Source organism: Streptomyces sp. NPDC085927, from assembly GCF_044540975.1.
In the GTDB taxonomy this organism is placed as follows: Bacteria; Actinomycetota; Actinomycetes; order Streptomycetales; family Streptomycetaceae; genus Streptomyces; species Streptomyces hirsutus.
This window is the reverse complement of the sequence record NZ_JBITSN010000001.1, coordinates 603,883-615,134: the sequence shown is the minus strand read 5'-3', so window position 1 is coordinate 615,134 and position 11,252 is coordinate 603,883. Positions and strand designations below refer to the sequence as shown.

Below are 11,252 nucleotides of genomic sequence, written 5' to 3'. Positions count from 1 at the left end.
GCAGCCCCGTGCCTAGCGGATGTTCGGGTCGAAGGTGAAGATCACCAGCGTGCCCAGCAGAATGGTGAACACCGTGGCGGTGTAGAGCAGGCCCTTGAGCCACAGCCGGGTGTTCGCGCGCTCCGCGTAGTCGTTGATGACCGTGCGCAGGCCGTTCGCGCCGTGCAGCATCGCGAGCCAGAGCATCAGCAGGTCCCAGACCTGCCAGAACGGCGAGGCCCAGCGGCCCGCCACGAAGGCGAAGCCGATCTTGGAGACGCCGCCGTCCAGCACGAGCTGGATCAGCAGGTGACCGATGACCAGGACGACCAGGACGACGCCGGACAGGCGCATGAACAGCCAGGCGGCCATCTCGAAGTTGCCCCGGGTGGTCTTCGGGGTCTTCTTGGTCCGCTTGCGCGGGGGCTCGATGACCGGCGCCGGGTTGTCGACCGAGTAGGGCGACGCGCCCTCGACGGGGCCGATGCCCGAAGCGGTGGATTCAGTCGTGGACATTGGCGTCAGCTCCCGAACAGTTCACGAGCGGCGTGGCCGAGCACGGGGTAGAGCGCCCCGATCATCAGCACGACCCACACGGCGACGACGGTCCAGAGCATCTGCTTCTGGTACCGGGCGCCCTGGAGCCAGAAGTCGACGGCGATGACACGCAGGCCGTTGAGCGCGTGGAAGAGGATGGCGGCGACGAGGCCGTACTCCAGCAGCGCGACGATCGGCGTCTTGTACGTGGCCACGACGGTGTCGTAGGCCTCCGGGGACACTCGCACGAGGGCGGTGTCCAGCACGTGGACGAACAGGAAGAAGAAGATGAGGACGCCGGTGACTCGATGAGCCACCCAGGACCACATTCCTTCCCGGCCGCGGTACAGCGTTCCAGCCGGCACGGAATTTTCCTCCGGGAGCGGGGGTTGGGGCCGCGCCGGCTTTCTCCATGTCGGTCGGGCCCGGCCGGGTACGGTCCACCGGCCCCCAGCATCGTAGCCACGTATGGACGCGGGGCGGACAGGGGCCCTGCCGCTGTGATCGAACCGGCACGCTTACGGACTAGAGAGGCGGGCTGCGGGACAGGTGCCGGGGCGGGCGCCGGGAAGGGTTCCGAGGCGCCGCAGAGGGGGCTTTTGGGCGGCTTGGTGCAGGCTTGGCGGCGGCTCCGGGCGGGTGCGGCGGCCCGTGAGCGGCCCGTCAGAGGCCGGTCGGCGGCCCGTCGTGCGCGAGGAGGGCGGCCAGGCGGCCCCGGGCCAGGCGCCGGAGTTCCTCCGCTGCCACCAGGCGCTCCTCCTCGGGATCGTTGGCCAATCGTGACCGGATGCCTTCGAGTACGTGGTCCAGGACCTCGTCCGGCTTCAGACCGTCGACGCAGATGACGAACGGATGTCCAAAACGGGCCTCATAGGCCACATTGGCCGCGTTCAGGGCCGTATGGGCCGCGGAGTAGGCGTCCGCCGGGAGATCGGGGAGGGCTTCCGTGGCCAGCGCGTCGGCGCGGTCCGTGCGGGGCAGGTCGTAGGCCGCCTCGTCCGCCGCCGCCAGGAGGGCTTCCAGATCCGGGTACGGGCGGTGGGCCGCGACGCGCACGGCCCAGCGGGGGCTGTGCAGGCAGGCCAGCAGGGCGCGCTCGGCGTCCTCGGTGGCCGCGGCGTTGAAGTGGTCCAGTCCGGACGGGACGCCGGGCGTGTCGGGCGCCCCGGATGCTCCGGGGGTGCCGCGCGACTGTGCGGGTATGGCGACCCGGTCGGGGAGGGGCGGGAGACGGTGCGCAGGCAGCGTGGGTCCTCGGGGCGTCACGTGTGTGTCGGTGCGGGGGAAGGGATGGGGGTTGAGTGGCCGATGGTGTGAGAGTTGTGCCGACACGTTATCGAGTGAGTCCATGACGTGTCCGATCGATAGTCGAGATTCACTCGGACGGGAGAGTTTCGGAACAGCTCACCGACGCCCGTCACCCGGATGGGCCGTAGGTTGGGCGTGTGAGTCAGCACAGGCAGCACAGGCGTCGGCCGTCCGCGCACCAGGTGAGGCGGCGGCGGATGCTGGTCGTGGCCCTCACGGCGGGCGCGGTGGTCGCGGCCTCCGGCGTGGGCGTCGGCCTCTGGGTGACGTCGGACGACGGCGGTCCGGCCGGTTCCGCCGCCTCCCGCTCCGGGGACACGGCGGGTTCGCCGCCGTCCGGGGAGTCCGAGCCGAGCCCCACCCGTTCCTACCCCTTGTCCCGGGCACCCCGGACCATCCCCGCCGTCCGCGACCACAGTGCCGAGCGCGGCCCCGGCTGGCGGCCCGAACGCGGTCACCGGGTGGTCGTCGGCGATCCGGCCCTGGCGGACGAGGGCCGCCTCGTAGCCGGCGAGCTGGGCCTGGCGTACGCGGGGCAGAAGGGCGACGAGCGCGCCGGGGACCTGCGTCTGGAGCTGAACAGGGGCAAGGGCGCGAACCCCGAGTCGTACACGATGACCGTGCGGGGCGGGCGGGTGACCGTCAGCGCCCCCGCCGAGGCGGGCGTCTTCTACGGCACCCGCACCCTCAAGCAGCAGATCCGCGGGGCCGGGACCGCCCCCGAGGGGGTCGTGCGCGACGAGCCCGCCAAGCAGCGGCGCGGGATGATGCTGGACATCGCGCGCAAGCACTTCACCGCCGGCTGGATCGAGGACCGGGTCCGTGAACTCGGTGACCTGAAGTTCAACGAACTGGGTCTGCACTTCTCCGACGACCAGAGCTTCCGCATCGAGTCCGACTCGCACCCGGAGATCGTGGCCGACCAGCATCTGACCAAGGCGCAGGTCAAGCGGATCGTCGACCTCGCCACGAGCCGGCACATCACCGTCGTGCCCGAGATCGACTCGCCCGGACACCTCGGCGCCGTCCTCGCCGCCCACCCCGGCCTCCAGCTGCGCAACGCGGGCGGCGGGGCCGTGCGCGGGGCGATCGACATCTCCGATCCCGAATCCGCAGAGATCGTCGACGACCTGCTGAACGAGTACGCGGAGCTGTTCCCCGGCTCGCAGTGGCACCTCGGCGCCGACGAGTACCAGGCGCTGGTGGTGTCCGACCCGGAGGCGTCGTTCCCGGGACTCGCCGCCGCCGCGCGGAAGAAGCACGGCCCCGGTGCCACGGTCGAGGACCTGGCCACGAGCTGGCTCAACGACCGCGCCGACACCGTCCGCGCCCACGCGCGCACGCTCCGCGCCTGGAACGACGGCTTCTTCGAGGGCGGTTCGGTGCGGGCCGCGAAGGACATCCAGGTCGCCTACTGGACCGGCAAGGAGATCGGCGCCCGGCAGCCGGCGGACTACCTGAGCGAGGGCCGCGAGGTCCTCAACTACAACGACGAGTACCTCTACTACGTGCTGGGCGAGCCGAACGACTTCGTCTACCCGACGGGGGAGCGGATCTACGAGCAGTGGACGCCGCGCGTGCTGCGCGGCACCACCGCCGTGCCCTCCCGGTACGACGGCCAGATCCTCGGCGGGTCCTTCGCCATCTGGTGCGACCTGTCCGGTTCGCAGAGCGAGGAGCAGGTCGCGGCCGGGATCAGGATGCCGCTGCGGGCGACCGTGCAGAAGCTCTGGGACCCGGCCGACCCGGCGCTGTCCTGGGCGGAGTTCCGGAGCCTGGCGGACGAGGTGGACTGAGCCGGACCGGATACGGCGGTTTCGGCGGACTTCGGTGGGTTCCGGAGGAGTTCCGCGGGATGGATCACGGCATATTCCTGCGAACCCCCGTACGACTGTGGTGGTCTTCTGACGAGCCGAAACCGATACACCGGGGGGAATACCAGCACATGGGCTACTGGGGGTATTTCGTCGTGGGCCGCGACGAGCGGCCGCTCACCGAACGGGACGCGCTGGCCGGCGCCCGGGGGATGACCCTGCGCACGTCGGCGCCGGGCGGATGGCAGGTCTGGGAGTACCCGAGCGGCGACGGCGGCATAGGGAACATGAACGACCTCGCCCGGGAGACCGGCGCACCCGCGCTGTTCGCCTACGTGATGGACAGCGCCTGCGTGGTGGTGGAGGCGGCGGCACCGGAGAGCGGCGCCTGGACGACCTGCCTGGCGCGGTCCGCGATGGCCGGCTACCTCGGCGCTCCGACGGCGGACGGCACCGGCGGGGCGGACGGTGTCGAGGGCGCGGAGGGCGTGGTGCAGAACGGCCTCACGCTGGAGGACTACTTCCTGGAGCCCCGGGACGCCGCCGACCGGGCCGTCGAGTGGGCTGCCGAGGCCGGACGCACCGTGTCCGTGGAGGAACTGGTCGAAGTGCTGACCGCCGACCCCGAACCATTGGCCGAAAACCTATTCTTCAGACTGCTCGACCGGCTCGGCGTCGTCCCTCTGTGACACTCCCGGCCCGTCGCACGCAGTAAGGGAAAGTGCGGCCTCCGTGTCGGTGAGGTCCGTGAAGGGCCTTTTCGGAGGCCTGCGAAGACCCGCTGAGGAGACGTGGATGAGCCTGGTGGAACTGATCGCGCAGGCCGACGAGCGAGGGCTGGCCGCGAGTGGGATGGCTTGTTTGGATCGCTGTGTGCCGTTGCTGGGCGGTGACGACGAGACGCTGCGCCCCCTGTGGGAGAGCCTCGCCGAGGACGCCGCCGCCGAGGAGTGGGCCGAGCGGCTGGAGCAGATCCGCGGCAAGCTCGACGCGGCGCACGGCGCGGACGGCACGCGCGGCGCCGAGGTGGCGGCGGCGCTCGCGCACCGGATGCTCACCACCGCCCCGGCGGAGCGTTCCACCGCCGCACTGCGCGAGTGGGCCCACGCCTGCTCGGTCGCCGCACTGCGGGTCCACCGCTTCCTGGACGGCGGCGACCCCGCCGAGGACGTGACGGACGCGGTCGAGGGGGCCCGCGGGGGCCGTACGGAGGGTCTGCCACTGTCACCGCTCTGCACCGCCGAACTGCGCCGTCAGATCACCGTCCTGGAGGTGCTGGCCGGTCACGGCCCGGCCGGGCTGCGGCGCGCGCTGGAGGTCTCGACGGAGGGCCGGCGCGTCCTGGTCGCGGCCCTCTCCCGCCGGAGCCGCAGGGACGGCTGACCGGGGGCGGGACGAGCGGCCGGGAGGGACGAGGGGCCGGGAGGGACGAGGGGCCGGGCCGGAAGGACCGCCGCCGGTTCATAGGAGCAACCACTTCACCACCGCCTCGCGCTGCTGCGCCGCGCGCGAGTAGAACGCGGTCAGGTCGCGGTGGGCCGCCGCGAAGACGCCGCGTATCTGCCGCTCCATGTCCGGGTCGCCATGACGCGGGACGATCCGGTCACGGGCCCGCCGCCACAGCGCGTCGAAGTCGGCGGTCCTCAGGAAGCCGGCGACCCGGCCGGCCTGCGCCGCGGTGAGTAACAGGAACGGCGGCCGGTCGGGACCGGGCGGGGAGACCGGCCGGCCACCGAGCACGACGTGCGCGGGCGGTCCGTCCGGCGCGTGCGGCGGGAGAGCGCCCGCGTAGAGGAACTCGTGGTCGAGGTAGCCCTTGTCGAGGACCTCCTCGCGGTGCCGGCCGATGCGTTCGCGCACGGTGTCCCAGTCGTCCTCGAACAGCCGCAGCAGCCAGACAGGGCTGTTGCGCAGGGCCGAGGGAGGCACGGCGCGGAAGTGGAAGTACGTACTCATCGAAGATATGAGCGCGGCCGGGACCCGATCCGTCACCCGGGTGTCGATCGCCCCGCCCGCCCGCCCGCCCGCCCGCCGGACCGCCCGCCCGCCGGACCGCCCGCCCGCCGGACCGCCCGCCCGCCGGACCGCCCGCCAGCCGGAACGGCCGCTCATGTGACCGTGCCGCGGCGGAGCCGGGGCGGTTCTGCGCCGGTTGCCCGCGACCGCGCCCGTCCGGGTGACAAAACCGCGGGCCGGAGCGCTCTATCGGGTGTGACGACTGCGACGACTGTGACGACACAGCAGGAGACCCGGCCCTCGGCCGCGACCAAACCCGTGCGGTGGGCGGCGGACACCGTGACGGCGATGCGCGAGGGGGCGCGGCTGCGCCTCGACTACTCGGCGCGCAGCCTGTGGAGCGTCGACCGCGCCATCGAGGACATACGCCGGGAGGCGGCCCCCTACGCCGCCGTGGAGACGGTGCTGCGCGGGTTCGGTGCCTACGCCGGCGAGGTGATCGTGCGTCAGACCGGCGGCGAGTGGTGGGTCTCGGGCGGCGAGCACTGGATCCGTACCCCCGACGGCCGCCTCTGGGACCCGGTCGAGGAGGCCCGCCGCTGCTACACGGCCGAGGGGTCCCTGCGCCTGCTGTGCCGGGACGCGTCGAGCGGGGACCGCTGAGGTGACGGGCGCCGCCGCCTGCACGTCCCGGCCGGGGACCCGTGTCCTGCACGGGTCCCCGGCCGTGGTGCGTGCCGGCCTCCGCGCGGTTACGGCGTCAGGGCCTGGCCCAGACGGGCGCCCGTCGGGGTGCCCAGGGTCCCCTTGCCGAACATGTACGAGTCGCCGAAACCGAGCCCCGAGCCGTTGCTCGGCACGTACGTGACGACGCCGTTGCCGCTGTCCTCGCCGTCGGCGCCGAACGTGAGGTCCGCGCGGCCGTAGCCCGACAGGTCGGTGAGGGACACGGAGGAGCCGAAGCTGTCGCCCGACTCCGTGGAGCCCGGAACGCCGGAGGTGTCCTGGGAGACAGCGACCGACCCGGTACCGGTGAGCCCGGACGAAGCGCCCCGGAGCAGGATCGCGTTGCCCGCATTGGAGCGGTTGGCGCCGCTGCGGGTGAGATCCTCGCCGGGGGCGCCGGCCAGGACGTCCGCGTACCCGTCGGCGTTGTAGTCGCCGATGGACACCGAGGTACCGAGTGCGTCACCGGACTCGTTGCCGCCGGGGACGGACGCCGTGTTCTGGTGGAGCGTCTTCATGCCGGTGGTGGTGAACCCGGCCGACGTGCCCAGGACCATGGTGATCCGCCCGCCCGAGGTCGTGCCGCCCGACTCGGCGGCGACCGGCTGGCCGATGACGATGTCGTCGTAGCCGTTGCCGTTGATGTCGCCCGCGGCGATGGAGCGGCCGCCCTTGACGGAGATGACACCCACCTTGGTCAGCCCGGAGGCGGAGCCCGCGAAACGCATCACGCGGCTGGTGCCGCCGGTGTCGCGGTAGTTGAGGGCGATGTCCGCGTAGCCGTCCCGGTTGAAGTCGCCACTCGCGGCGTCCAGGTAGGAGACCGAACCCGTGGCGGAGGTCAGCGTGCCGTACTTGGTCACGGCGGTCTGCTTCCGAACGCTCCAGTTGCCGCCCCGGCCGGTGCCGGCCGCGAACACGTCCGCCTTGCCGTCGGCGTCGAAGTCTCCGACGGCGACCGTGGTACCGAGCTTCGCGCCGGTCTCCGTCACGCCTGTCGTCGTGTACGAGAAGCCCTTGGTCAGCGTCGGTCCGTACATCACGGTGACCGCGCCCCGGTCGGCGTGGCCGCTGGTGTCGTCCTCGCCGGGGACCCCGATCGCCAGGTCGGCGTAGCCGTCGCCATTGACGTCGCCCCACGCGGTCGACGTACCGAAGGCGTCACCGGACTCGGAGGAGCCGGGCACGCCGGGGCTGCTCTGGGTGAGCGACAGTTTCTCCGGGGTCACCGGGCCGTTCATGCCGCCGGGGATCACCCGCACGGCGTTGGCCTTGGGCACACCGGCGACCAGGTCGGCGAGGCCGTCACGGTTGTAGTCGGAGGTGGGCAGGGAGTGCGAGATGCCCGGGGTCCTGGCGAGGGTGGCGATGCGGGACAGCTTCGGGTACAGGTTCTTGCCCGGGCAGGCCGTGTTGTTGGTGTCCCGGTGGCCGAAGACCCGTGGCAGGGTGACCGACTCGCCCTTGGCGATCTTGTTGCCGCTCACACCCGCGTCCACACCGGAGGTCAGCGTGACCCGGCCGGTCGGGTCGATGCCGTACATGCCGAACTTCCAGGCGATGATCCGCGCCATCGCGTCCATCGCGGGGCGGCTCGGCTGTACGTCCTCGAAGTTGCCGAGGTACGAGAGGCCGAGCGTGTCGGTGTTGAAGCCGACGTCGTGCGCGCCGACCACCGGCAGGTCCATGCCACCGCTGCGGCCCTCGAAGATCTGACCGCAGCGGTCGACGACGAAGTTGTAGCCGATGTCGAAGTAACCGCGTGCGAAGTGCTCCTGCTGGATGGAGCGCATCCGGGCGCGCGACTCGGCACAGGACACGCGGTTGTCGCTGCTCACACCGGTGTGGTGGATGACGGCGGCCTTGATCTCGGTGCCGTAGCTCGGCGTGCCGTCGTAGTCCGTGGACGCGCCCCACTCCGCCTGCGTGATGACCGGCGGCTTCACGACCGTCGACGGGCGGGACTCGGGCACGGTGGGCGTGGGGGAGGGGGACTCCGGCGGGGACGTGGAATCCGTCGGTGACGCGGAGTCCGTCGGGGTCTTCGTCCCGGTCGCCGTCTCCGACGGGGTGCCGGTGGGTGCCCCGGTCTCCGTCGCCGTCTCCGTGGCCACGGGGGGCGGAGTCGTCTCCGTCGGTCCCGGCGTCGCCGGGGCCGTGGTCTCCGCCGTGAACGCCACCGGATCCAGGGCGGCCACGTCCGGGGCGCCCTTCGGGTCCGTGCCCGGGTCGAGCAGCTTCACGTCCATGCCGGCCGGCTGGCCGCCCGCCTGGGCGCCGTCGGCCTTCACCACCCGCACCTCGACCCCGTCGGAGGCACCGGTCCACACCGAGGCCGTACCGCCGCGCGTCGCCGCCCGAACGCCCTCCGCGCCCTCGGCCTGGTTCGGCTCGTCCTCCAGTTCCTGCCAGCCGGACCACTTCCCGGTCTCCAGGTCCCGGGTCCGCACCTGGGGCGTGCCCACGGCCTCGTCCTCCGGGTCGTCCCAGGTCACGAGCACCGCGCTGAAGCGGTCCGTGTCCTGCCGGTCCAGCCCGCGGCGGCCCGCACCGCGGTTCTCCAGCTTCACTGTGTCCACGCTCGGCCTGCGGGGCTTCTCCCTGGCGTCCGCGGGCGTGGCCGACGGATCGGCCATCGCGTACGTGGCGATGCCCGCGCCACTCAGGACGACGGCTCCGACGGTCAGCCACGCACGCCGCTTCAGACTGAGCGGTCTGTACGCACGGCTCCTACGAGCACTCAACTGCCCCACCCCTAGAAAGGAATCACGATGTCATCGCCTGTCACACAGGCGGCATTCAGTCAGCGCACAGGCGTGGTCAAACGTCACCCACCGCGCCCCCGGCACCGTCCGGCGACCGGTATGCCCTGCCCGGCTCGGCTCCGCCGGCCGGTCGGCGGGAGGCACGGGGCATCTGACGAGCTGTGACACTTTCGTGGCGCCGGACGCTGATGACCTTGAGACCGTGGGCACGACCCGACGTGGCGCGCCGGACGGCTGCGGCACGGACCGGTACGGACGAGGACAGTTCTTGGGCAAGGGAGGGCAACCCCGCCGCGCACAGGCGCACGACGGGGAACTGGGCGCGGCCGTCGCGCGGGCCCAGGACGGTGACGAGGCCGCCTTCGCCGTGGCCTACCGGCTCGTGCATCCCCGACTTCTCGGCTACGTGCGCGGACTGGTCGGCGACGAGGCCGAGGACGTGACCTCGGACGCCTGGCTGGAGATAGCCCGCGACCTCGGCCGGTTCAGGGGCGACGGAGCGGGGTTCCGGGGCTGGACGGCGACCATCGCCCGGCACCGGGCGCTGGACCACCTGCGCCGGCAACGGGCGCGGCCACGGCCCTCGGCGCTGGAACAGGACGTGCTGGACCTCCCCGGCCCGCAGAGCACGCCCGACCAGGCACTGGAGGCCATCTCCACCGAGCGCGCCCTGGAACTGGTCGCCGGGCTGCCCCGGGACCAGGCCGAGGCCGTACTGCTGCGGGTGGTCGTCGGCCTCGACGGCCCCGCCGCCGCCCGGGTCCTCGGCAAGCGGCCGGGCACGGTACGGACGGCCGCCTACCGGGGCCTGAAACGCCTGGCCAGGCAGTTGGGCGGCGAAAGTGTGACGGATGAGGCCTCCCGGACGCTGGGTGAGTCGAAGTGACCGGTGACCGCGACGGGGTGTGACGGCGGGCGGGGCCACCTGTGACGCGAGGCCGGTTCGGCGATCTGAACAGGCCGGGCCTGCGGAACGTATGCGTCGGTCGGACGGTCACCGCCCGGCCGGGCCGGGCGAGTGGACCGGATGGACCGGATGGATCGAACGGATTGAACGGATCGAGCAGGGACGGAAACGGACATGGGTGAACGGAGGAACGACGGCGGGACACCCGGCCGTCGGGATGCGCACCCTGATCACACGTCGCGGGGCCACCGCACGGCCGGCCAGGACGGCCCCGGTCCCGGTTCTGCCTCCGACCCTTCCTCCGGTCGGCACCCTGCCCGTGACGCCGTCGGCCCCTACCCCGTCGGCCTCGAGGCCCTGCTCGCCGAAGCTCTGGCCCAGGGCGCCGCCGACGGCGCGTCCGAACAGCGGGCGGTGGCCGCGTTCCGAGAGGCACGGGACGCGGGCGCGCATCGCACCCGTACCCGGCGCCGCGACGACTGGCGACCCGGGGAACGGCGCCTCGGCCGCTTCTCGGTGAAGGCCGCCCTCTCCGTTCTGGTCGCCGGCCTCGGCCTGGGCGGGGTCGCCGTCGCGGGGATCGGCGCGACCGGAACGGCGACGGACGGTTCCCGGGAGGGCGGGGCCCGTCCATCGGCACCGGCCGTCACCTCCCTCCCGTCCGAGTACCTGGCCGAGGAGCCGTCCGCCGGCCGGTCCCCCGCCGCCGACCCGGACGCGCGCTCCGGCCCCACCACACCGGAGCGCCCCTTCCGGGCCAAGGACACCGAGGCCCACTGCCGCGCGTACGAGAAGGTCGAGGGACGCGGCAAGGCACTCGGATCGACCGCCTGGAAGCGGCTCGTCGAGGCGGCGGGCGGCGCGGCGAACGTCGAGGCCCACTGCGCCGGGCAGGTGCGGCCGACGACGGGCGGGGCGGAGCCCGGCGGCACCGGCGCGCCGGGGAACCGGCCCGACGACGCGGGCAACTCCGGCAACGGCTCCGGTGGTCCGGACAACGGCGTGAACGGCCGTCAGGGTGCGTCCGCCCGGCCGGGTGGCGAAAAGAAGCCGTAGTCCACGTCTGCCAAGGCAACGGCCGGGGCCGCCACCCCCCACAGGAGAGGCCCCGGCCGTCGCGCGGCACGGACCGCGCGGCGGCCCGTAATTCCTACAGCGCCATGAGTGCGTTTTCTGTCACACCCTGCGGTCACAGGTTCGTTGAATCATGCACGGGATCGTGGACGGACATGGACGGGGAGAGGTTTGAGGTCGTAACGT

The 11,252-nt window shown here is 72.6% G+C and carries 11 protein-coding genes; 6 read left to right on the top strand and 5 right to left on the bottom strand.

The window, feature by feature from the left end; genetic code table 11:
• Positions 1 to 12 precede the first annotated feature (12 nt).
• From ACIF80_RS02815 to ACIF80_RS02805, 3 genes are all read right to left on the bottom strand, one after another.
• Positions 13 to 495 (bottom strand): succinate dehydrogenase hydrophobic membrane anchor subunit, encoded by a 483-nt coding sequence (locus tag ACIF80_RS02815; RefSeq protein ID WP_399798504.1) that lies wholly within the window; start codon positions 493 to 495, stop codon positions 13 to 15.
• A gap of 5 nt (positions 496 to 500) precedes the next feature.
• Positions 501 to 881 carry a succinate dehydrogenase, cytochrome b556 subunit gene (gene sdhC / locus ACIF80_RS02810; protein ID WP_074994201.1) on the bottom strand — a complete coding sequence of 127 codons (381 nt, stop codon included), beginning with the start codon at positions 879 to 881 and terminating at the stop codon, positions 501 to 503.
• Between the two features lie 298 nt (positions 882 to 1,179).
• Complete coding sequence (locus ACIF80_RS02805) at positions 1,180 to 1,866, bottom strand: 2-oxo-4-hydroxy-4-carboxy-5-ureidoimidazoline decarboxylase (RefSeq protein ID WP_399798500.1); 687 nt, start codon at positions 1,864 to 1,866, stop codon at positions 1,180 to 1,182.
• Between the two features lie 155 nt (positions 1,867 to 2,021).
• Between ACIF80_RS02805 and ACIF80_RS02800 the strand changes: the two genes are divergently transcribed.
• From ACIF80_RS02800 to ACIF80_RS02790, 3 genes are all read left to right on the top strand, one after another.
• Positions 2,022 to 3,620, top strand: coding sequence for a glycoside hydrolase family 20 protein (locus tag ACIF80_RS02800; protein ID WP_399799408.1), 1,599 nt, complete (start codon positions 2,022 to 2,024; stop codon positions 3,618 to 3,620).
• Between the two features lie 149 nt (positions 3,621 to 3,769).
• Positions 3,770 to 4,327: a hypothetical protein gene (locus ACIF80_RS02795; protein ID WP_399798498.1), complete on the top strand. Its 558-nt coding sequence runs from the start codon at positions 3,770 to 3,772 to the stop codon at positions 4,325 to 4,327.
• A gap of 106 nt (positions 4,328 to 4,433) precedes the next feature.
• Complete coding sequence (locus ACIF80_RS02790) at positions 4,434 to 5,021, top strand: hypothetical protein (protein WP_399798497.1); 588 nt, start codon at positions 4,434 to 4,436, stop codon at positions 5,019 to 5,021.
• Positions 5,022 to 5,099: 78 nt separating this feature from the next.
• Here the strand turns inward: ACIF80_RS02790 and ACIF80_RS02785 are convergent, their stop codons facing one another.
• Entirely contained in the window at positions 5,100 to 5,594 is a 495-nt protein-coding gene (locus ACIF80_RS02785) for a DUF1877 family protein (RefSeq protein ID WP_399798495.1), read from the bottom strand.
• A gap of 273 nt (positions 5,595 to 5,867) precedes the next feature.
• Here ACIF80_RS02785 and ACIF80_RS02780 point away from each other — a divergent pair, with 273 nt between their 5' ends.
• Positions 5,868 to 6,257, top strand: a complete 390-nt coding sequence (locus tag ACIF80_RS02780; RefSeq protein ID WP_399798492.1) for a hypothetical protein — start codon at positions 5,868 to 5,870, stop codon at positions 6,255 to 6,257.
• 89 nt (positions 6,258 to 6,346) lie between these two features.
• Here ACIF80_RS02780 and ACIF80_RS02775 read toward each other — a convergent pair whose 3' ends face one another.
• Positions 6,347 to 8,956, bottom strand: coding sequence for an FG-GAP-like repeat-containing protein (locus ACIF80_RS02775; RefSeq protein ID WP_399799406.1), 2,610 nt, complete (start codon positions 8,954 to 8,956; stop codon positions 6,347 to 6,349).
• A 397-nt stretch (positions 8,957 to 9,353) separates the two neighbouring features.
• Here ACIF80_RS02775 and ACIF80_RS02770 point away from each other — a divergent pair, with 397 nt between their 5' ends.
• Positions 9,354 to 9,971, top strand: a complete 618-nt coding sequence (locus ACIF80_RS02770; RefSeq protein WP_399799404.1) for an RNA polymerase sigma factor — start codon at positions 9,354 to 9,356, stop codon at positions 9,969 to 9,971.
• A gap of 195 nt (positions 9,972 to 10,166) precedes the next feature.
• On the top strand, positions 10,167 to 11,048 hold the full coding sequence (locus ACIF80_RS02765; protein WP_399798490.1) for a hypothetical protein: 882 nt from the start codon (positions 10,167 to 10,169) through the stop codon (positions 11,046 to 11,048).
• The last annotated feature ends 204 nt before the right edge of the window (positions 11,049 to 11,252 follow it).

Excerpts from the sequence above, each read along its gene's own strand:
- ACIF80_RS02815 (WP_399798504.1), bottom strand. The coding sequence starts at position 495 with ATGTCCACGACTGAATCCACCGCTTCGGGCATCGGCCCCGTCGAGGGC.
- ACIF80_RS02805 (WP_399798500.1), bottom strand. The coding sequence starts at position 1,866 with ATGGACTCACTCGATAACGTGTCGGCACAACTCTCACACCATCGGCCA.
- ACIF80_RS02800 (WP_399799408.1), top strand. The coding sequence starts at position 2,022 with ATGCTGGTCGTGGCCCTCACGGCGGGCGCGGTGGTCGCGGCCTCCGGC.
- ACIF80_RS02795 (WP_399798498.1), top strand. The coding sequence starts at position 3,770 with ATGGGCTACTGGGGGTATTTCGTCGTGGGCCGCGACGAGCGGCCGCTC.
- ACIF80_RS02790 (WP_399798497.1), top strand. The coding sequence starts at position 4,434 with ATGAGCCTGGTGGAACTGATCGCGCAGGCCGACGAGCGAGGGCTGGCC.
- ACIF80_RS02785 (WP_399798495.1), bottom strand. The coding sequence starts at position 5,594 with ATGAGTACGTACTTCCACTTCCGCGCCGTGCCTCCCTCGGCCCTGCGC.
- ACIF80_RS02775 (WP_399799406.1), bottom strand. The coding sequence starts at position 8,956 with ATGGCCGATCCGTCGGCCACGCCCGCGGACGCCAGGGAGAAGCCCCGC.
- ACIF80_RS02765 (WP_399798490.1), top strand. The coding sequence starts at position 10,167 with ATGGGTGAACGGAGGAACGACGGCGGGACACCCGGCCGTCGGGATGCG.